Consider the following 20,586-nt stretch of genomic DNA (forward strand, 5'->3'; position numbering starts at 1 on the left):
GACGCCCCCCGGCTCAGACCGAGCCGGGGGGCGTTGCTGCATCCGTCAGGTCGTCGTCCTGGTGCTCTGCACGACGGCTGTGCCTGCCAGCGTGACGCCGCCCTCAGGCGCCGTGCGGCACGACGACCGCGCGGGCCGTGAGCTCGCCGGCCTCCATCTTCGTGTACGCGTCGAGGGCGTCGGCGAGGGCGAAGCGCTCGACCTCGGGCGCGATCTTGCCGTCGCGGTACAGGGCGACGACCTCGTGGAGCTCTTCGATCGTGCCCCAGTACGTGTTGGTGATGACCGACTCGTAGGGCGTCGTGAAGAACGACCACTCGGCGGTCCCGCCAGCGATCCCGACGACCGTGAGACGCGATCCCTGCGCCATGACAGAGCGTGCGAGCTCGATCGTGGGGGTGACCCCGACGAAGTCGAAGGCCGCGTCGACACCCTTGCCGCCGGTGATCTCGCGGATGCGCGCCGCCTGGTCGGGTCCGCCGGGGACGGTGATCGCTCCTGCGGCGGCGGCCTTCTCCATCGCCTCGGGCTTCATGTCGGTCGCGATGACCGTCGCACCGGTGATCGCCGTGAGGATCTGCACGGCGATCTGCCCGAGCCCGCCGAGGCCGACGACGAGGGCGTAGCGCCCACCGCCGGCGAGGTTCGGGAGAGCCAGCTTGACCGCGTGGTACGGCGTGAGGGCTGCATCGGCGAGCGGAGCGGCGGTCACGGCGTCCGAGTCGCCGAGGGGGACGAGGTTGCGGGCGGGGACGCTCACGTACTCGGCCATACCGCCGTCGCGGCCGAGTCCGATGCCCATGTAGGGGGTCGAGGCCACGTTCTCGCAGTAGGTGTCCTGACCGCGCGAGCATGCCGCGCAGTGCCCGCAGCCGATCGGCCCGTAGACGAGGTACGCGTCGCCCACCTCGAAGCCGGAGACACCGTCGCCGACGGCCTCGACCCAGCCGGAGGTCTCGTGGCCGAGCACGAAGCCGGGCTTCTGTGCTCCGGGCTGACCCTCCTCGAAGTGGCTGTAGATCGACACGTCGGAGTGGCAGGCGCCTGCGCCGGCGACCTTGAGCAGGACCTCACCGGGGCCGGGTGACGGCTTGTCGACCTCCTGGAGCGACGGGAAGGTCTTGTAGTCCGTGAACACGACAGCCTGCATGAGGGGCACTTCTCCTTGAATCGTCAACTACTTGTGTCTCCACCGTATCTCGTCCTCGAGCCCCCCTGGCGTCGACAGGGGGGCAGCCCGGTAGTCTTGCCCCACAACCGAATGCAGCGCCGCTCGAACCTCGGTGGGAGAGCCCTGACGGGCACACCGCCGACCACTCCTGTCAGGCGCCGAAGGAGCAAACCCTCCCCGGGAAACTCTCAGGCACCCGTACCGCCGAGGTGAGGCAACTCTGGACAGCAGGCGCGCGTGTCAAGCACCCGTCACGCTCGAGACCGAGCGGACGACGCCGGCTGGCGCGCGCCTCACCGAAGGGGCAAGCCCGCACTCCTGCGCGGGCCAAACTCTCAGGTCGACCGGACGCCCCGTGCGTCCCCACGGTCAGATGACAGAGCGGGGAGGGTCCACGCACGTGGTGCGCCACCACGTGCGCCCCCGACCTCCAGGAGCTCGTCGTGACCACCCCCGCACAGCACCGCCCCGAGACCGGCCCCGGTGACGTCTTCGTCGACAGGCACGTCGGACCCCGCACAGGCACCGACGGCCGCGACGACGTCGCCCACATGCTCGGCCACCTCGGCTACGACTCGGTCGACGCGCTCATCGACGCCGCCGTCCCCGCCTCGATCCGTCTGGACGGCCCCCTCGACCTGCCCGCCGCGCGCACCGAGCCCGAGGTCCTCGCCGACCTGCGCCGCCTCGCGAGCCAGAACGAGACCCGCGTCCAGATGATCGGCCAGGGGTACTGGGACACGGTGACCCCCGCCGTGATCCGCCGCGGCGTCCTCGAGAACCCCGCCTGGTACACCGCCTACACGCCCTACCAGCCGGAGATCTCGCAGGGTCGCCTCGAGGCCCTCCTCAACTTCCAGACCGTCGTCTCCGACCTCACGGGGCTCGAGGTCGCCAACGCGTCGCTGCTCGACGAGGCGACCGCCGTCGCCGAGGCCGTCGCCCTCATGTGGCGCGCCGCCAAGAGGCCCGCGACCGCCGGGCCGGGTGTCGTCGTGCTCGACGCAGACCTCTTCCCGCAGACCCTCGCGGTGACCCGCGGACGCGCCGAGGCGATCGGGCTCCCCGTGGTCGTCGCCGACCTCGACGCCGGCTACCAGACCGGCGTCGACGCCGCGCTCGCAGCCGCGGGCCTCGAGGGCTCCGTTGTCGTCGGCCTCGTCGTCCAGCAGCTCGGCGCGAGCGGCCAGGCCCGCGCGCTCGAGCCCCTCGTCACCGCGGCGAAGGAGGCCGGCGCTCTCGTCACCGTCGCGACCGACCTGCTCGCCCTCACGCTCTTCACGGCCCCTGGAGACGTCGGCGCGGACATCGCCGTCGGCTCCGCGCAGCGTCTCGGCGTCCCGCTGTTCTTCGGCGGACCGCACGCCGCCTTCATGGCCGTGCGCAAGGGGATCGAGCGCATGCTGCCCGGGCGCCTCGTCGGTGTGAGCGTCGACGCGGACGGTGACGTCGCCTACCGCCTCGCGCTCCAGACCCGCGAGCAGCACATCCGCCGCGAGAAGGCCACGAGCAACATCTGCACGGCCCAGGCGCTGCTCGCGATCGTCGCGTCCATGTACGCCGTCTACCACGGCCCCTCCGGTCTCCGGGCGATCGCGGAGCGCGTGCACTCCCACGCGCTCGCGCTCGCAGACCGCCTGCGCGGCGCCGAGCTCGACGTCGAGCACGCGGTGTTCTTCGACACCGTCCGCGTCGCCGTCCCGGGTGCCGCCGCCGAGGTCGTCGCACGCGCCGACGCCGCAGGGATCAACCTCTGGGCTCCCGACGCCGACCACGTCCAGGTCGCCTGCGACGAGACCACGACCGAGGCGCACCTCGACGCCGTCGTCGAGGCCTTCGTCCCCGGCTCGAGCGCCTCGGGGTATTTCGTCTCCGTCGGTGACCTCCCTGCCGAGCACCGCCGCAGCTCGGACTACCTCACGCACCCGGTGTTCCACACGCACCGCTCCGAGACGCAGATGATGCGCTACCTGCGCACCCTCGCCGACAAGGACCTCGCGCTCGACCGCACGATGATCCCGCTCGGCTCGTGCACCATGAAGCTCAACGCCGCGATCCAGATGGAGCCGATCTCCTGGCCCGAGTACGCGGGGATCCACCCCTTCGCGCCGGCCGCGCAGACCGGCGGCTACGCCGAGCTCATCAGCACCCTCGAGGCGAACCTCGCCGAGATCACCGGGTACGCGGCGGTCTCCGTGCAGCCGAACGCGGGCTCGCAGGGCGAGTTCGCGGGGCTCCTCGCGATCCGCAACTACCACCGCTCCCGCGACGAGGCCGGCCGCGACATCTGCCTCATCCCGGCCTCGGCGCACGGCACCAACGCTGCCTCGGCCGCGATGGCGGGCATGCGCGTCGTGGTCGTCGCGACCGCCGACGACGGCGAGATCCTGCTCGAGGACCTGCGCGCCAAGCTCGAGCAGCACGGCCCGCAGGTCGCGGCGATCATGATCACCTACCCCTCGACCCACGGCGTCTACGAAGACACGGTCCGCGAGGTCTGCGACCTCGTCCACGCCGCGGGCGGTCAGGTGTACATCGACGGGGCGAACCTCAACGCCCTCGTCGGCCTCGCGAAGCCCGGCCAGTTCGGCGGCGACGTGTCGCACCTCAACCTGCACAAGACCTTCTGCATCCCGCACGGCGGCGGCGGCCCGGGTGTCGGCCCCGTCGGTGTCGCAGAGCACCTCGTGCCCTTCCTGCCCGGAGCCGGCTCGGCGCCTGTCTCGGCAGCACCGGCCGGCTCGGCCGGGATCCTCCCGATCCCCTACGCCTACGTCGCGCTCATGGGACCGGACGGGCTGCGCCGCGCGACCGAGATCGCGGTCGTGTCGGCGAACTACCTCGCTGTCCGGCTGCGGGACGCCTTCCCCGTGCTGTTCACGGGACCGGGCGGTCTCGTGGCCCACGAGTGCATCCTCGACCTGCGTCCCCTCACGGCCCAGACCGGCGTGACGGCCGAAGACGTGGCCAAGCGCCTCATGGACTACGGCTTCCACGCCCCGACCCTGTCGTTCCCGGTGCCCGGGACCCTCATGGTCGAGCCGACCGAGAGCGAAGACCTCACCGAGATCGACCGCTTCGTCGACGCGATGCTCGCGATCCGCGCGGAGATCGACCAGGTCGCCGACGGCACCTGGGCGCTCGCCGAGTCCCCGCTGCGCAACGCACCGCACAGCGCGGCCTCCGTGGTCTCCGACGCGTGGGACAAGCCGTACTCCCGCGAGACCGCCGCCTACCCGGTGGCCGCGCTGCGCGCCGCGAAGTACTGGCCGCCGGTCCGCCGCATCGACGGTGCGAAGGGCGACCGCAACCTCGTGTGCTCCTGCCCGCCGATCGAGGCCTACGCCGACGACGTCGCCGAGCCGACCGAGACCACCCTCGCGCACGCCGCGGTGGGCGCATGACCCCGCAGCCTGGCCTGAGCGACCGCCCGACCACCCGCACGGCAGACGAGGACGACGCATGAGCACCGCACGCTCCACCCCCCTGCACGACGAGCACGTGGCGCTCGGCGCCTCGATGACCGAGTTCGGCGGCTGGATGATGCCGCTGCGCTACGGCTCGGACATCGCCGAGCACACAGCGGTGCGGTCCGCCGCGGGATTGTTCGACCTCTCCCACATGGGCGAGATCGAGGTGTCGGGCCCCGGCGCCGGTGCGGCGCTCGACCACGCCCTCGTCGGCTGGCTCAGCACCCTCGAGGTCGGACGAGCCCGGTACTCGATGATCGCCCAGCACGACGGCGCCGTCGTCGACGACCTCGTCGTGTACCGCACGGCTGACGAGACCTTCTTGGTCGTCGCGAACGCGGGCAACGCCGAGGTCGTCCTCGCCGCGCTCGAGGAGCGGGTGGCCGACTTCGACGCCCAGGTGACCTTCACGTCGCCCGAGGTCGCGCTCGTCGCGGTCCAGGGACCTCGGGCCGCCGAGATCCTGCTCTCGCTGACCGAGGCCGGCGATGCCGACGCGGTCTCGGGCCTGCGGTACTACGCGATCACCCCGGCGACCGTCGCGGGGACACCGCTGCTGGTGGCGCGGACCGGCTATACCGGTGAAGACGGCTTCGAGCTCTTCGTCGAGAACGGCGCGGCCGTCGCGCTCTGGCGGGCGCTTCTCGCCGCGGGGGAGCCGCTCGGGCTCGTCCCGGCGGGTCTCTCCGCTCGGGACAGCCTGCGTCTCGAGGCGGGCATGCCGCTCTACGGCCACGAGCTCGACCTCACGACGACCCCCTTCGAGGCTGGTCTGGGTCGCGTCGTCCGCCTCGACAAGACCGATGCCGACGGCGCTCTTGTCGACTTCGTCGGGCGTGCGGCGCTCGAGTCCCGCAAGGGCTCGCAGCCCGCACGCGTGCTCGTCGGTCTCAAGGTGCTCGGCCGCAGGCCGGCCCGTGCCGGGTACCCGGTCGTGGTCGACGCCTCGAAGCTCGACGTCGTCGTCGGTACCGTGACCTCGGGTGCGCCGTCGCCCACCCTCGGTTACCCCGTGGCCCTCGCCTACGTCACCCCGGAGTTCTCGGCCGTCGGCACCGTGCTCGCTGTCGACGTCCGTGGCCGGGGCGAGGCCGTCGAGGTCGTCGAGACCCCGTTCTACAGGCGCCCGCGCGCCTGACCCTCAGTCCTGACCTGCTCGTCCCCAGTCTTCTCGCGCCAGACCACCCCCAGGAGAACCCCGTGTCGAACATCCCCGCAGACCTCACCTACACCGCCGAGCACGAGTGGCTCACGGCCGACAGCCCGGCAACCGTCGGCATCACGTGGAACGCCCAGGACGCCCTCGGCGACATCGTCTACCTCGAGCTCCCGGCCGTCGGCACGCAGATCGAGGCCGGCTCCGTGATCGGCGAGGTCGAGTCGACCAAGTCGGTCTCCGAGCTGTTCTCCCCCGTGAGCGGGACCGTCGTCGAGGTCAACGACGAGGCTGTCGCCAACCCGGAGATCGTCAACTCCGACCCCTATGGGGCAGGATGGCTCGTGAAGGTCGACATCACGGCCACGGGCCCGGTCCTCACCGCTGAGGAGTACGCCGCGCAGGTCGCTTCGTAGGCTTTGGCAGCAACTTGCCACATGTCACCCCTTGTCGGTTCGGTGGATGATGTGTTGGATGACCTCAGGAGCGGATGAAAACACGCTCCCGAGGTGACATAGTGATCTTCGTCACAGCAGCGGTTCCATGGTATGGGTACTGAATGGCGATCTCCGTTCGATGTAGTTGATCACTGCACCGAACAGCCCGTCGGTCAGGACCATGCCGTGTCGGTGTCGACTCGGCTCGTCCGAGCCGGCGAGTGGTAGGGGGCGACCACGTGGCACCAGCTGTTCTTCACGCCTCGACCAGAAGTCGAAGTACCCGGGCACATGATCCAGAGTCGCTGGACCGCCGGGAAATGTTGGAGGAAGAATGACGACGACGGAGATCTCGGGATCCGCCAAGGTAGCGACCGGTTCGCTCACGCGACGTGAGCGTGTGGTGCTCTCCAACCTCACCGAAGAAGTGACCCTCGAGCAGATCGCCTCGAAGCTGTACGTCACGCGCAACACCGTGAAGTCGCAGGTCCGCAGCGTCTACCGCAAGCTCGGTGTCTCGACGCGCGCCGAAGCCGTCGAGTGGGCTCGCGCCGCAGGTCTGTACTCGACCGAAGACTGACTGGTCGCCCTCCGGGGCACCAGCCGTCTGCACGGTGGGTGTTCGCCAGGCGCGGACGCGTCACCCGCCGGACACACAGACCTGAGAAACTTGTCTGCATGCACAGACCTGTCCTCGTCGTCGCCGCAGTGATCGTCGACGACCTCGCGCGCCCGACGGTATTCCTCGGCGCGCGACGGTCTCGGCCGGCCCACCTCGTGGGCCGCTGGGAGTTCCCCGGCGGCAAGGTCGACCCTGGCGAGACCCCCGAGCAGGGGCTGCACCGCGAGATCTGCGAAGAGCTGGGCGTGACCGTCGAGCTGGGCGACGAGGTCGTCGGCCCCGACTCCGGCGGCTGGGTCATCACCGACAGACACGTCATGCGGCTGTGGTTCGCACGGGTCGTCGACGGTGACCCCGCACCCCTGGTCGAGCACGACGAGCTCCGGTGGCTGAGCCCCGACGAGTTCTTCGACGTCCCGTGGCTCGACGGCGACGTGCGGATCGTCGAGCACATCACGGGGTCCTTCGAGCCAGGTGCTGCCCAGCAGGAGACCGCCTAGCGGGAGCGCGGCTGTCCACCGTCGTGGACGGGCGAGGCTCCGCGGGGCGTCCTGCCCTGGGCGTGAGGGCTACCAGGCGGACGGCTTGTAGTCCTTGAGGAAGCAGCCGAAGACGTCTTCGCCGAGCTCACCGCGCACGATCGGGTCGTAGACCCGAGCCGCACCGTCCACGAGGTCGAGGGGGGCGTGGAAGCCCTCTTCGGCCAGGCGCACCTTGGTGGTGTGCGGACGCTCGTCGGTGATCCAGCCCGTGTCGACGCTCGTCATGAGGATCTGGTCTGTCTCGAACATCTCGCGCGCGCTGGTGCGGGTGAGCATGTTGACGGCGGCCTTCGCCATGTTCGTGTGCGGGTGACCCGGACCCTTGTAGCCGCGGGAGAACTGCCCCTCCATCGCCGAGACGTTGACGATGTACGTGCGGTCGGCCTCCGCCTGGCGCATCGACTCACGCAGCCGGCTGATGAGGATGAACGGCGCCGTGCTGTTGCACAGCTGGACCTCGAGCAGCTCGAGCGCGTCGACGTCCTCGACGTTCTGCACCCACGAGTTCGTCGAGACGAGGTCGGGGACCAGGCCGCCGGCGTCGATCGCCGTGGCGTTGGCGACGCGCTCCATCGAGGCTGAGCCTGCCGTGAGCGCCAGCTTGGTCAGCAGGTCGGCCGAGGTGACCGACGAGTGCGCGACGGCTGTGGGCTCGGCCGGGACGCTGCCCTCGAGGGACGCGGGGTGCGTGTCGTGGCTGCGACCGAAGGAGATGGTCTCGGGGAGGTAGCCCGAGGGGAGCTCGGAGTCCTCTGCTGCGGCGAGCGGCGCGTAGGCACCGGGGGAGCGGCGGACGGTCTGCGCGGCGTTGTTGATGAGGATGTCGAGAGGCCCCTGCGACGCGACGTCGTCAGCCAGCGCGACGACCTGGGCGGGGTCGCGCAGGTCGATCCCGATGATGCGCAGGCGGTGGATCCAGTCCGCCGAGTCCTCCATGGCCTTGAACCTGCGGATGGCGTCGTTCGGGAACCGCGTGGTGATCGTGGTGTGCGCACCGTCGCGCAGCAGGCGCAGCGCGATGTACATGCCGATCTTGGCGCGACCGCCGGTCAGCAGCGCACGCTTGCCGGTGAGGTCCGTGCGCGCGTCGCGGCGCGACCTGTTGAGGGCTGCGCACTCGGGGCAGAGCTGGTGGTAGAACACGTCGACGTCGTGGTACTGCTGCTTGCAGACGTAGCAGGCCTGCGACTTGATGAGGCGCCCCGCGGAGTGACCTGTCGCGACGGGCAGCAGCTCGAGGCCCTGGGTCTCGTCGTCGATGCGGGTGGGGGCGCCTGTCGCGGTCGCAGAGATGACGGCGTTGTCCGCCGAGCGGATCGCGTTCTTCGCGGTGTCGCGCCGCTGCTTCTTGACCGTCTTGTACAGACGGGCGGTCGCGCGCTGGAGCGCGATCTTGTCGGGGTGCTCCGGCTCGAGCTCGTCGGCGGCCTCGAGCACCCGGATGGCAGCAGCGAGCTCGGCAGGATCGATAGGCATGTGGACGATTATCTCCCGTCAGGCGGGGATCGGCGGCATCGCGCTGGTCACAGCGGTCCGGGCGCTGCGAGGCGTCTCCGCCGCGTCCTCCCGGTGTCGGTGACCCGGAGAGCCGAAGGCCCTGGGCGACGGCGCCCTGCCTCCCGAGCAGCTCGGGGAGCAGGGCGCACACTGTGCTCGCAGGTCAGGACCGCGGGGCCCCGCCCGTCGGGGGCTCGGCGTCCTCGTCCGCGCGGACGGTCTCGCCGGCGAGCAGGAGGTAGAGCTCGCGGCGGGCGCGATCGAGGGCGCGGACGGCCTGGGCGGCCTGGTCCTCGGTCCCGGTACGGGCGATCTGGTGGGCGGCGCCGCCGAGTGCCTCCATCGCCTCGCGGAGGGCGCGGGCGGGGTGGGCGGTCTGGCCTGTGGCGCGGTCCCACGGGGCGACGAGGTGCTCGCGGTGCTCTTCGACGTACACCGTCCCCTCGGGGGTCAGGCTCGCGAGCTTGCGGCCCGAGTCGGCGGTGATGGTGATGAGACCTTCGTCTTCGAGCAGGTTGAGCGCGGGGTAGATCGCGCCAGGGCTGGGCGACCAGCGGCCGCCGGAGCGCTCGGTGATCTCCTGGATGAGCTGGTAGCCGTGCATCGGCTGCTCGCTGAGCAGCATGAGGACGGCACCGCGGATGTCACCGCGACCGGCTCGGGAGCCGGGGCCGCGGCGCGGCCCGCGCGGTCCGCCGTGACCGCCTCGACCGCCGAAGCCACCTCGGCCGCCACGGCCGTCGTGGTCGTCGTCGGCCCCGCCGCCGCGCGGTCCGCCGAAGCCGGGGCCGGACCCGCCCGGGGTGTCGCCCCGGTCTCTGCCGCCGGCACGGGCGAACCCGCCGCGGTGGCCCGGGGAGGGGGTGCCCCGACCGTCAGGGCGGGCGTGACCGCTCGGGTGGCCGTGGTGGTCGTGCCGGCCCTCGTCGGGCCTCTCGTGACCGTCGGGGCGGTCTGTCCGGTCGCGGCCCCACGGGGCGCGGTCGCCGGTCGTGGGGCGCTGTCCGCGCCAGGTGCGAGTGATGTCGGGACGCATGGAGGGTCTCCTCGGGTTCAGCGGTGATGAAGGTGGGGGAGCGCGGTGCCGCGCTCGGTGCGGTCTCTGTGTCGCGATGACTGCAGGAGGACCGGGAGGGGGGCCGGGGTGGATCGCCGGCTCGACCGATGGGTCAAAGATATATCGACGATATATCTTTGACAAGGGTGCTGATGTGGAGATCGCGTGGATGCCGACGCGCCGGCGTGTCGGTCGGGCGCAGGTCCCCGAGGTGAGACGAGTGCAGCCCACGGAGGTGCTCTCGCTCGTGCTCATGGCATCCGCTCCTGCACTCACTGTCACGAACCAGCCACCTGGATGCGACACCACCCCGGTCGGTGTTCCACGTCGACCCCTCGTGGGCCAGCGGAGCGGGAGGCCGTCAGCGATCTCCTGAGGGTGTGACGTGACGCCTCCCGGCGCCGTGCTCGAGCCTGCGTGAGCATCTCGAGGGCTCTTCGTCACCCCAACCAACCGGTCGGTTGTCTATCGACGGATCTAGGCCTACGCTCGGCAGCATGACTGTCGACCACGGACCCACGCCGGTCCCCGCACCAGCTCCCCCGACGATCACGCGGCACCCGAGCCTGACGGTGCCAGGGATATCGAGCTCCACCCGGGTCCGTGCGGGCGACCTGGTGTTCCTGTCCGGTCAGACAGCGTCGCTGCCGGTCCCTGACTCCTTCAGAGACGAGCTCGCGTCAGCCTTCTCCGCGCTCGGTGCGGCACTGAGCCAGGCCGGCGCCTCTCGCGAGAACCTCGCACGGATCACGCTCTACGTCGTCGACCTGCCGTCCAGGTCGCTCGACGACATCCGCGAGGTACGAGACGCGTGGCTCGTCGAGGACTGCCTGCCGGCGAGCTCGTTCGTCGGGGTGGCCGCCCTCGCGCTGCCCGGTCTCCGTGCTGAGATCGAGGCGGTCGCGGTCGTCTGACGGTGGTGGGGGCCAGACGGGCGAGGGCTCGGGCGCTCGGAGCGAGCGGCCTGTACGACCGGTCGTGTCTCGTGCGCGACCGGTCGGCACTCGCGCAGGCGCAGCGACCGGCGCGCGACCGACCCGGGGGTCCGGTCGCGCGCCGGAGGTCGTCAGCCCCAGGACAGCGGCTGGTTGAAGTACGCGTTGTCGGCGGAGGCGATGATCGACGTGTACGTCTCGCCGTTGTACTTGGCGGTCGTGACGGGCAGGTCCTTGCTGAGGCCGATGATGCAGGAGACGAGCGTCTTGGTCTCCTCGTCGTACTCGGGCAGCTGGAGGCCGCAGGAGTTGGTGGCCGCGCCGAAGCCGAACTGACCGGTGAGGTACTCGGCGTCGGAGCCGTCTTCCTTGATCGGGAAGAGGTCCAGCGTCGTCGGGTCGTACTCGGCGGGGACGTCGTAGAACCACTGCTGCTGGAAGGTGATCGCGTACGGGGTGTACCCCGCGAAGTCTTCGGCGTTGCTGTACTGGTCGAAGATCGACGGCTCGAGAGCACGCACGTCCAGCACGCTCACGGCCGTCGGTCCGGTGAGCTCCTGCTCGCCGTAGGTCGCCGTCTGGTTGAGCCACGCAGGCTGCCCCTTGGTCAGCGGGGTGCCGGGGCCGGTGACCGCGCCGGGCGCACCGAAGTCGACGGCGGCGACGTCGTAGTCGACGGCCAGCTCGGTCGGGGTCGGCTCCTCCTCGACGACGTCCTCGGTCGCCTCGTCCTCGGTGGTCGCCTCGCCGCCGTCCGTGGTGGCGTCGGCTGCGGAGAAGGACGGTGTGGTCGACTCGTCGTCACCTCCGCTGCACGCGGTGAGCGTGAGGACCGCTGCGAGCGACAGGGCCGCGAGGGTGGTGGGGCGCGTGATCGGTCGCATCAGGTCTCCAGCGAGCTCGGGGGGGTCCGCCGTCTGACGGTGGTCCCACCCTAGGTGGAGAGCAGCCCGGGAACGGCCTGGACGCTAGGGAAGAAGTACCCATGCACCAGTCCCCGTGCTCGTCCTGAGCCCGTCGTCGACGGGCTCCTACCAGGCGTCGCTGGGGCGGTGGTGCGTCGGGGGCCTGTCCACGAGGGTGGTGACGTCGTGGGCCAGGTGCGTGCGGGCGAAGGCGAGCGAGGCGGCGACGTCGTCACGTCGCTCGGTCGCGGTGCGTGCCTTGCGGGTCCCGATCTCGACGACGACGTCGCCCTCCCAGCCTGTCCGTGCCAGGTGGGTGAGCAGCTCCTGGCAGGGCTGCGTGCCCCGTCCCGGCACCAGGTGCTCGTCCTTGCCCGAGCCGCTCCCGTCGGCCAGGTGGACGTGGCGCAGCCTGTCGCCGAAGACCTTGGCCATCTCGAGGCTGTCCTGGCGGGCTGTCGCAGCGTGCGAGAGGTCGAGGGTCACCGCGTCGTAGGAGTGCTCGGAGGGGTCCCAGCCCGGCAGGTACGCGCCGTACTCGCGGTTCTTCGACCGCCACGGGTACATGTTCTCGACGGCGAGGGTCAGCCCGGACTCCTCGGAGAGCTGGCGGACCTGCTCGACGAACTGCCGAGCGTAGCTGCGCTGCCACGCGAAGGGCGGGTGCACCACGACTGTGCCGGCTCCGAGGGACTGCGCCATGTCGACGGCCTTCGCGAGCTTGGGCGCGGGACGCCCGCCCCACACGTTCTGGCTGACGAGCAGCGTCGGGGCGTGGATGCTGCGGATCTCGACGCCGTGCTGCTGCGACAGGTGCGCGAGGGCGTTGTCGTCCTGCGTGACCGAGTCGCCCCACACCATGATCTCGATGCCGTCGTACCCGAGCTCGGCGGCGAGCTCGAAGGCGTAGGCCACCTTGCGGGGGTACACCGAGGCGCTCGACAGCGTGACCTTGATCGGGGAGGTGCGGTCGTTCGTGGCAGACGTACCGTCTGCCGTGGGGGAGGACATGGAGTCCACAGTAGTGCGACATCCTCGGCGCGCGATGTGAGACCAGGAGGAGCGCAGGTCACGTGCCTGCGGACCTGCAGGTCTCTGGTCTTGTCTCTGCCACGGTGTCAGGGTGTGTGGTGTGGACATGGATCGACCAGACGACGGGCTGCTGCGCATCGGGGTGTTCTCGACGCTGTCGAGGATCAGCGTGCGCATGCTGCGGCACTACCAGGAGCACGGTCTCCTGGCGCCAGTCGTGGTGGAGCCGTTCTCCGGCTACCGCTACTACGCACCCGCCCAGCTCGACGAGGCGCGACGGGTCGTGCTGCTGCGCGACGCGGGCTTCTCGATCGAGGCGACCGCGAGGCTGCTCGACGTCGCCGGCGATCCTTCGAGGGTCGAGGCCGCGATCGCCGCCCGCCGCCTGGAGCTCCAGGCGGACCGGGACCAGGTGGACGCGCGGTTCCTCGCCCTCGACCGTGTAGGTCCCGCACTGGAGGAGATGGTCAGCATGACCGAGGACATCGAGGTACGCACGACCCACCTGCCCGAGACGACGCTCGCGACGCTGCGACGCCGGCTCCCCACCTACGCCGACGAAGGGGTGCTGTGGCAGGAGATCATGCTGCTCGTCGGCCGCTCAGGGGCACCCTTCGCCCCCGGCGGTGCTGCCGGTGCGACGTTCTACGACGAGGGCTTCCGCGAGAGCGACGTCGACGTCGAGGTGTGGGTCGAGGTCGACGGCCCCTTCGACCCCTTGGCGCCGCTCGGCTGCAGGGTCCAGCCGGCCCGTGACGTCGTCACCGCGACGCTGCTGGGTGGCTACGAGCAGATGACAGGCGTCATGGGAGCGCTCGGCGCGTACGTGGCCGAGCACGGGCTGACGACAGGGGAGATGTTCAACATCTACAGGGTCGGTCCGGCGCAGGACCCTGACCCGAGCGCCTGGGTGACCGAGGTCTGCCTGGCGGTCGTCCCGTCCTGACGAGGTGCCGCTCTGGCGGAGGGCCCGTCTGACGACGGGCCCCTCGCTGGCTGGCTGCAGGAGGATCCCTTCCTGCAGCCAGCCGCTCCTGCGGTCAGCCAGCCGACGCTCATGCTGTCAGCCGGCTGACCGTTGCTGCCATCAGCCCAGCTGGTTGCGTACCGCGACAGCCGCGCCCACGAGGTGCTCGAGCGACGGGGTCGTCTCGGCGTAGCCGCGGGTCTTGAGCCCGCAGTCCGGGTTGACCCAGAGCAGCGCCGGGTCGACGGACTTCACGGCGAGCTCGAGGAGCTCGGTGACCTCCTCCTGCGACGGGACGCGCGGCGAGTGGATGTCGTAGACACCCGGACCGACCCCGCGGGAGAACCCGGAGCGCGCGAGGTCGGGCAGGATCTCCATCCGCGAGCGGGCCGCCTCGATCGACGTGACGTCGGCGTCGAGGGCGTCGATCGCGCCGATGACCTCGCCGAACTCCGAGTAGCACAGGTGCGTGTGGATCTGGGTGTCCGGGCGGACTCCCGCCGTCGACAGCGTGAAGGACCCGACCGACCAGTCGAGGTACGCCGGCTGGTCGGCGCGGCGCAGCGGCAGCAGCTCGCGCAGGGCAGGCTCGTCCACCTGGATGATCGCGATGCCTGCAGCCTCGAGGTCCGCGATCTCGTCGCGCAGCGCCAGGCCGATCTGGTTGGCGGTCTCGCCGAGCGGGATGTCGTCGCGGACGAAGGACCAGGCCATGATCGTCACCGGCCCGGTGAGCATGCCCTTGACGGGCTTGGAGGTCAGCGACTGCGTGTACTCGGTCCAGCGGACGGTCATCGGCGCCGGGCGCGACACGTCGCCCCACAAGATCGACGGTCGTGTGCAGCGCGAGCCGTAGGACTGGACCCAGCCGTTCTGCGTCACGGCGAAGCCGTCGAGCAGCTCGGCGAAGTACTGCACCATGTCGTTGCGCTCGGCCTCGCCGTGCACCAGCACGTCGATGCCGATCCGCTCCTGCAGCTCGACGACCTGCTGGATCTCGGCGCGCATCGCGTCTTCGTAAGCCTCGAGGGACAGCTCACCCTTGGCGTGCGCGGCACGGGCCTTGCGGATCTCGACGGTCTGCGGGAACGAGCCGATCGTCGTCGACGGCAGCAGCGGCAGGTTCAGGCGCTCCTGCTGGGCGTCGCGACGCTCCTGGGCCGGGCCGCGGTGGAAGTCGCCCTCGGTCAGAGCGGCTGTGCGCTCGCGGACCGCGGCCACGGCCACGCCGGCGGCGGTGGCCCGCGAGGCCACGGCCTCGCTCGCGGCGAGCAGCTCGGCGTGCACGGCCTCGCGGCCCTCGCGCAGACCCTCGGCGAGAGTGACGACCTCGGCGACCTTCTGGTCGGCGAAGGCGAGCCACTTCGCGAGGGTCGGGTCGAGCGTGGGCTCGTCGGCCACGTCGTGCGGGACGTGCTGGAGGGACGTCGACGTGCCGACGGCGACTGCCCCGGCGCCGAGGCCCTCGAGGGCCTCGAGCACCTCCAGCCTCGCGGAGAGGTCGGCGCGCCAGATGTTGTGGCCGTCGACGACCCCGGCGACGAGGGTCTTGGTCTCGAGGCCCCGGACGGGCGAGGTGGGCGCAGATCCCTTGACGAGGTCGACCGCGAGGGCCTCGACGTCGGTCCCGGCGACGACGGGCAGCGCCTCCTGGAGGTCGCCGAAGGGTGCGGCGAGCAGGATCGCCGGGCGCTCCGGTCGGGCGAGGTCGGTCGAGAGCACCCTGTACGCCTCGGTGACCGCGGTCAGGACGTCGCCGAGCGGCACGTCGATCGTGTCGGTCACGAGGCCCGGCTCGTCGAGCTGGACCCAGGTCGCGCCGGCCGCAGCGAGCGCGCGGAGCAGCTCGACGTAGACGGGGAGCAGGTCTGCGAGGCGCGAGAGCGGCTCGAAGCCCGCGGGGGCGTCGTCGGCGGCCTTGCTCAGCAGCAGGAAGGTCACCGGTCCCACGAGGACGGGCCGGGTCGTCACGCCGTCGGCCAGCGCCTCGGTGAGCTGGCGGACCACGCGGTCGGAGGCGAGGTGGAAGGCCGTCGACGGTCCGATCTCGGGGACGAGGTAGTGGTAGTTGGTGTCGAACCACTTGGTCATCTCGAGCGGGGCGTCGTCGCCCTCGCCGCGTGCCGCGCGGAAGTACCCGGCGAGGTCGAGGTCGCCGTCGGCCGTCGCGAAACGGGGCGGGACGGCCCCGACGGTCACGGCGGTGTCGAGCACCTGGTCGTAGTACGAGAAGGTCTCGGGAACGGCGCCGTCGGTCGCGGAGAGGCCGAGCGCCACGAGACGGTCCCGGGTCGCCTTGCGCAGGGCAGCTGCCGTCTCCTCGAGCTGGTCGGCGTCGATGCGGCCGGCCCAGAAGGACTCGACGGCCTTCTTGAGCTCGCGGCGCGGCCCGATGCGGGGGTAGCCGAGAATGGTCGCCGCCGGGAATGCGGCAAAGGTCGGGTTCTGCTGGTCAGAGCTGAGCTCAGTACGTGTCGTCATGGGTCATCCCTCTAGATCAGTGCTGCGGTTGGTTGGGATGCGCCGACCCACGGCCCGCTGGCCAGGTCGGGACCAGCGTCGGCAGGTGCCGGGTGCGCTGGTCCGCCGCCGAGGTGTACGCCCTCGAGCAGGTCTAGTGCGGCTTCGTGCTTGTTGAAGGTGTAGACGTGCAGGCCCGGGGCTCCGGCTGCGAGGACGGCCTCGGCCAGCTCGACCGACGCCCGGATGCCGCGGGCGTGCCGGGCTGCGGGGTCGGCGAGGGACTCGAGGTCGCGGACGAGGGCCCTCGGGGCGGGGACGCCCGTGAGGGTCTCGACCCGGGCGAGACGCGCCGGGTCGGTCATGGGGAGCAGGCCGGCGAGGATCGGGAGGGTGACTCCCGCGCGCCGGGCCTCGTCCACGAAGCCGACATAGCTGTCGGCCTCGTAGAACAGCTGGGTGATCGCGAAGTCGGCGCCGGCCTGCTGCTTCTCGAGCAGCCGCTGCACCTCCTGCGACCGCGTGGTGCCGGCCGCCGCGTTGCCGTCGAGGAAGGTCGCGACGGCGATGGTCAGCGGACGGGCGGCCGAGCGCAGGGCGGACGAGGGGTCGTCCGCGCAGCGCTGGGCCTCGACCTCGCGGAGCAGCGCCACGAGCTCGTCGCTCGAGTTGATGCCCTGCGGGTGCGGGCGCCAGTCGGGCTGGTCGCGCGGGGGGTCGCCGCGGAGCGCGAGGAAGCTGCGGACACCCTCGGCGAGGAACTCGTCGATCACCTCGGCGACGTTGTCGCGGGAGGCGCCGACGCAGGTGAGGTGCGCGATCGGCAGCACGGGGGCGTGCTCGAGGATGCGCCTCACGACGGTCTGCGCGGTGGTCCGGTCTCCGCCTGCTGCGCCGTAGGTGACCGACACGAAGTCGGGCCTGGCGGCGATCAGGTGGTCGACGGTGCTCCAGAACTTCGGCGCCGCGGCAGGGTTGCGGGGCGGCATGAGCTCGAAGGAGATCGTGGGGCGCTGCCGTGCCGGGCGCGCTGCTGGCCGCCCCGGCGGGGCGGTCGCGGAGCCGCCCCCGGCGGGGGTCGGTGGGACGTCGGAAGCCGTCATGAGTTCACTCCATCGGACCTGGCGTTAGCACCCGCACCCATCAGGAGGCTTCCATAGTGGGGGGTTGCTGCGGTGTCGTCGAGCCAGGACTCTCAACCGCTCTGGATGGTGTCCCCGAATCTAGACGGCATCCATCAGGCGGTCCAGGTTCTGCCCGAGGGGTGAGACGAGCGTCTCGTCAGCGGAGACGGCGTCGGGGCTCGCGGGGCGGGAACTCGCCGTCGTCCGAGCCGTCGTCGGCCGAGAAGAGCAGGTCGTGGAGGACCACCTGGACCTGCTCGACCCGCGGGACGTCGTGCAGCGTGACCCCCGCCTTGTCCGTCGCGTCCGAGATGACGAGCGTGCCGCAGCCGAGCAGGCGGTCGGTGAGGCTCTTCTCGTAGGACACGTCGTTGATGCGGTAGAGCGGGATGTCCCGACCCGTGCGCGTGAGGATGCCGCTGCGGGTGATGAGCCGGCGGTTGGTCACCGTGTAGCGCGAGGTCACCCACCGCAGGAAGGGCAGCAGCACCCAGCCGACGAGGACCACGAGCAGCACCACACCACCCGCGAGCAGGATCCAGCCGCGCGCGGAGCTCTCCGGGAGCAGCACGACGAGGGCGACCGCGGCCGCGAGGAGCACGACGAAGAGCGCGATCGCCCCGAACAGCGCCTTGACGTGGGTGCGGAGGTTGAGGACGACGTGCTCGCCCTCGGCGAGAGTGCTCTGGATTCCCATGCCGGAATCTTCGCACCGCTCGCCCCCCGGCACTATCCCCGGTCGGGAGCGGGATCGAGCATCCGGTCGGGTGGCGCCGCGACGGCCGGCTCGGGTGTGACGGTCTGCTCGGGTGTGACGGCCGGTCCGGGTGTGACGGCCGGTTGCGGTGCGACAGCCCGCTCAGGTGCGGCGGGGAGCTGGCGGGCTGTCGAGATCCTGTGCGTCCAGCGCTCCCACGGCGGGCTGACGGCCCAGTTCACCTCGAGGGTGCGCCGGGCCCAGCGGAACCGGCGGGCCAGGCTCGCCGGCGACTGGAAGGTCCGGCCGGAGACCCCGACGGTCAGCGCGCGGTCGTACCTGACGCGCGCCGAGCTGCCGAGCTGGAAGCTCAGGTCGGTGTCGTCGTGCACCTGCGGGTCGTCCCTGTGCACCAGGTGCCTCACGCCGTGCCACGCGGAGACGCGCAGCGCCATGTTCGAGCCCCACAGCGGCACGTTCGCGACGGCTGCGCGCATCCCCCAGAAGTACCCGCGCATGTAGAAGACGCGCGCGAGGTGGCCGCGCACGGGCGGGAGGTCGTAGAAGGTCCCGGCGCCCGTCACCGCGCTGAGCGTCGGGTCGGCGTCGAAGACCGACGCGATCCGCGCGAGCCAGTCGCCCGGGGGCAGGCTGTCCGCGTCGCACCGCGCGATGATCCCGCCCTCGACGGCGTCGTAGCCCCGGGACGCCGCGGCCGGGATGCCGACGCTGTCCTCACGGACGACGCGAGCCCCGGCAGCCCGGGCGACCTCGGCTGTCGCGTCGGTCGAGGCGTTGTCGACGACGACCACCTCGAAGGGCGGGTGCGACTGGCGCGCGAGCGCGTCGAGGCACCGCGCGAGGTGCGCCGCGTCGTCCCGTGCGGGGACCACGACGGTGATGTCCGCAGCGCCGGGCCGGCGGGTCACGAGCGCCTCGCGAGGACGAGGCCTGCGACGAGGGCCCCGAGGGTGCCGACGGCGAGGTCGGAGACCGTGTCCGTGTAACCGACGTTGATCGAGCCGTCGACGTAGGTAGCGCCCGCCCACTCGCCGATCTCCCACAGCAGCGCCAGCAGGGAGCCGAGCCCCGTCACCGAGACGACGACGCCGAGCCTGGGGCGGCGCAGCGACGCCTCGCCGGGGCCGGAGACAGCGCCTGCGCGGCGCAGGACGAGCCAGACGAGCGCCGCGAGGGCCGCGGTGGCGACCAGGTGCATGACGAGGTCGAGCCACGGCACCGCCTCGTAGAGGTCGAGGAGCCCGGCCCACGCGGCGGCCGAGAGCACCAGGCCGAGCGCGGGGTCCCCGTAGCCGTGCAGGCCGAGGGCGCGCGGGACGACCGAGCCCAGCAGGACGAGGGACAGCAGCGCTGCGCCGACAGGGCCGTAGAGGACTGCGCCGACGACGATGCTCGCAGCGACGAGCGCACGGACCACGTCCCCCGCGATGACGGCTGGGGAGGTCGGCGGGGGCGCGTCGGCTGGGGTCACGCGGACGACTCTAGGCAGCGGGACCGTCCCGCGCCGGGTGAGACGTGTGGACGCTGCTGGCGGGAGGCCTCGATGACGCCCGGTCCGCGTGCCTGAGGAGCGGAGCGGTCGGCCGGGCTGAGCGTGCCGGCCGGGGTGAGGGTGTCAGTCGGGCTGAGCGTGCCAGCCGCCTGAGCGTGTCAGTCGAGCTGTGCGTCTCGGTCGAGCAGGCCGGCCTGCGCGGCCCGCGCACCGGCCTGGAACCGGCTGCCCGACTCGAGCAGCTCCATGAGCGAGGAGATGTGCCGGCGCGCCGTGCGGACCGAGCACCCGAGCCGACGGGCGACGACCTCGTCCTTGTGGCCGTCTGCGAGCAGCGCGAGCACGGTCCGTGCGGTCTGGTCGATCTCGACGGGGCGTCCCTCGGCGTCGACCAGTGCCGGGAAGTCCTGCGCGAGCGCCCACTCGGCGTCGTACCCGCGCTCCAGGTACGCGACGAGCCCCGGTTCGTGGATCACGAGGGCACCGGCCGAGCGTCCGTCGACGAAGCGTGTCGCCATCGCGACGACGCCGTCGAAGATCAGGGTGCGCGCGGGGATCATCGGGACCGTGCGGATCAGCACCCCGGCGGGGAGGGCGAGCGCGGCGTAGCTCTGCGTGGCGGTCTGGGTGCGGGTGCTGTGCTGGAGCATCGTGCGGACCTCGACGTCGCGGCCGGCCATCTCGGACACCGGCCCCCACCACGTGTCGATGTGGTCTGCGCCGAAGCCGGCCCCGGGGTGCGCGCCCCACAGGCTCGTGGTCGAGGTCGCGATGAGCTCGGAGAGCAGGTCGACGATGGTCTGGGTCGCCGTGAGGGTCTCGACGCCGGACCCTGAGAAGGTCGACCCGGGGGGACCGTCGAGAGTCGGGAGCACACCGGCTGGCGGTGGGACGCCGTCGGGTGAGGGCAGTGGATCGTGTCCCGGTGACACGGTTGTCCCCCCTCCGCCGACGCAGTCTCTGGACCGAGGGTATCCCACACCTCAGCGGCTCTCAGCGGC

Annotated in this window: 18 protein-coding genes and 2 riboswitches; of the genes, 7 read left to right on the forward strand and 11 right to left on the reverse strand. The window is 71.5% G+C overall.

What is annotated here, in order from left to right; all coding sequences use genetic code 11:
- Positions 1–103: 103 nt before the first annotated feature.
- Positions 104–1,150: an NAD(P)-dependent alcohol dehydrogenase gene (locus tag SANBI_RS00210; RefSeq protein WP_319161374.1), complete on the reverse strand. Its 1,047-nt coding sequence runs from the start codon at positions 1,148–1,150 to the stop codon at positions 104–106.
- 124 nt (positions 1,151–1,274) lie between these two features.
- Positions 1,275–1,385, forward strand: a riboswitch (glycine riboswitch).
- 229 nt (positions 1,386–1,614) lie between these two features.
- Here SANBI_RS00210 and gcvP point away from each other — a divergent pair.
- The 5 genes from gcvP to SANBI_RS00235 all read left to right on the forward strand — a co-directional run bounded on the left by gcvP (position 1,615) and on the right by SANBI_RS00235 (position 7,356).
- Positions 1,615–4,575, forward strand: a complete 2,961-nt coding sequence (gene gcvP, locus SANBI_RS00215) for an aminomethyl-transferring glycine dehydrogenase (RefSeq protein ID WP_319157828.1) — start codon at positions 1,615–1,617, stop codon at positions 4,573–4,575.
- A 58-nt stretch (positions 4,576–4,633) separates the two neighbouring features.
- Positions 4,634–5,779 (forward strand): glycine cleavage system aminomethyltransferase GcvT, encoded by a 1,146-nt coding sequence (gene gcvT / locus SANBI_RS00220; protein WP_319157830.1) that lies wholly within the window; start codon positions 4,634–4,636, stop codon positions 5,777–5,779.
- Between the two features lie 62 nt (positions 5,780–5,841).
- The gene (gcvH, locus tag SANBI_RS00225) at positions 5,842–6,213 is read left to right on the forward strand and encodes a glycine cleavage system protein GcvH (protein ID WP_319157832.1); all 372 of its coding nucleotides are present in this window, start codon (positions 5,842–5,844) and stop codon (positions 6,211–6,213) included.
- Between the two features lie 355 nt (positions 6,214–6,568).
- Positions 6,569–6,814, forward strand: coding sequence for a LuxR C-terminal-related transcriptional regulator (locus tag SANBI_RS00230; protein ID WP_056134721.1), 246 nt, complete (start codon positions 6,569–6,571; stop codon positions 6,812–6,814).
- A gap of 98 nt (positions 6,815–6,912) precedes the next feature.
- The gene (locus tag SANBI_RS00235; RefSeq protein WP_319157834.1) at positions 6,913–7,356 is read left to right on the forward strand and encodes a (deoxy)nucleoside triphosphate pyrophosphohydrolase; all 444 of its coding nucleotides are present in this window, start codon (positions 6,913–6,915) and stop codon (positions 7,354–7,356) included.
- A 69-nt stretch (positions 7,357–7,425) separates the two neighbouring features.
- Here the strand turns inward: SANBI_RS00235 and SANBI_RS00240 are convergent, their stop codons facing one another.
- Positions 7,426–8,874: an SDR family NAD(P)-dependent oxidoreductase gene (locus SANBI_RS00240; protein WP_319157836.1), complete on the reverse strand. Its 1,449-nt coding sequence runs from the start codon at positions 8,872–8,874 to the stop codon at positions 7,426–7,428.
- A gap of 184 nt (positions 8,875–9,058) precedes the next feature.
- The gene (locus SANBI_RS00245; RefSeq protein ID WP_319157838.1) at positions 9,059–9,931 is read right to left on the reverse strand and encodes a PadR family transcriptional regulator; all 873 of its coding nucleotides are present in this window, start codon (positions 9,929–9,931) and stop codon (positions 9,059–9,061) included.
- Between the two features lie 518 nt (positions 9,932–10,449).
- Here SANBI_RS00245 and SANBI_RS00250 point away from each other — a divergent pair.
- A complete protein-coding gene (locus SANBI_RS00250) occupies positions 10,450–10,866 on the forward strand; it encodes a RidA family protein (protein WP_319157840.1) in 417 nt (138 codons plus the stop codon).
- Between the two features lie 152 nt (positions 10,867–11,018).
- On the opposite strand, the gene SANBI_RS00255 is transcribed toward SANBI_RS00250, so the two are convergent.
- On the reverse strand, positions 11,019–11,771 hold the full coding sequence (locus tag SANBI_RS00255; protein WP_319157842.1) for a hypothetical protein: 753 nt from the start codon (positions 11,769–11,771) through the stop codon (positions 11,019–11,021).
- A 147-nt stretch (positions 11,772–11,918) separates the two neighbouring features.
- Positions 11,919–12,803 (reverse strand): sugar phosphate isomerase/epimerase family protein, encoded by an 885-nt coding sequence (locus SANBI_RS00260; protein WP_056134799.1) that lies wholly within the window; start codon positions 12,801–12,803, stop codon positions 11,919–11,921.
- A 127-nt stretch (positions 12,804–12,930) separates the two neighbouring features.
- On the opposite strand from SANBI_RS00260, the gene SANBI_RS00265 reads away from it, so the two are divergent.
- Positions 12,931–13,770, forward strand: coding sequence for a MerR family transcriptional regulator (locus SANBI_RS00265; protein ID WP_319157845.1), 840 nt, complete (start codon positions 12,931–12,933; stop codon positions 13,768–13,770).
- Between the two features lie 141 nt (positions 13,771–13,911).
- Here the strand turns inward: SANBI_RS00265 and metE are convergent, their stop codons facing one another.
- The 6 genes from metE to SANBI_RS00295 all read right to left on the reverse strand — a co-directional run bounded on the left by metE (position 13,912) and on the right by SANBI_RS00295 (position 20,517).
- On the reverse strand, positions 13,912–16,272 hold the full coding sequence (gene metE, locus SANBI_RS00270) for a 5-methyltetrahydropteroyltriglutamate--homocysteine S-methyltransferase (protein WP_319157847.1): 2,361 nt from the start codon (positions 16,270–16,272) through the stop codon (positions 13,912–13,914).
- Positions 16,273–16,283: 11 nt separating this feature from the next.
- Positions 16,284–17,354 carry a methylenetetrahydrofolate reductase gene (locus SANBI_RS00275; protein ID WP_319157849.1) on the reverse strand — a complete coding sequence of 357 codons (1,071 nt, stop codon included), beginning with the start codon at positions 17,352–17,354 and terminating at the stop codon, positions 16,284–16,286.
- 6 nt (positions 17,355–17,360) lie between these two features.
- Positions 17,361–17,466, reverse strand: a riboswitch (SAM riboswitch).
- Positions 17,467–17,532: 66 nt separating this feature from the next.
- The gene (locus tag SANBI_RS00280) at positions 17,533–18,072 is read right to left on the reverse strand and encodes a PH domain-containing protein (protein ID WP_056134809.1); all 540 of its coding nucleotides are present in this window, start codon (positions 18,070–18,072) and stop codon (positions 17,533–17,535) included.
- A 32-nt stretch (positions 18,073–18,104) separates the two neighbouring features.
- Positions 18,105–19,001 (reverse strand): glycosyltransferase family 2 protein, encoded by an 897-nt coding sequence (locus SANBI_RS00285; protein WP_319157852.1) that lies wholly within the window; start codon positions 18,999–19,001, stop codon positions 18,105–18,107.
- Positions 18,998–19,564 (reverse strand): hypothetical protein, encoded by a 567-nt coding sequence (locus SANBI_RS00290; protein ID WP_319157854.1) that lies wholly within the window; start codon positions 19,562–19,564, stop codon positions 18,998–19,000. Before SANBI_RS00290 ends, SANBI_RS00285 begins: the two co-directional genes overlap by 4 nt.
- Before the next feature lie 179 nt (positions 19,565–19,743).
- On the reverse strand, positions 19,744–20,517 hold the full coding sequence (locus SANBI_RS00295) for a helix-turn-helix transcriptional regulator (RefSeq protein ID WP_319157856.1): 774 nt from the start codon (positions 20,515–20,517) through the stop codon (positions 19,744–19,746).
- Positions 20,518–20,586: the final 69 nt, after the last annotated feature.

The sequence above is a fragment of the Sanguibacter biliveldensis genome (assembly GCF_033798665.1).
Taxonomy (GTDB): domain Bacteria; phylum Actinomycetota; class Actinomycetes; order Actinomycetales; family Cellulomonadaceae; genus Sanguibacter; species Sanguibacter inulinus.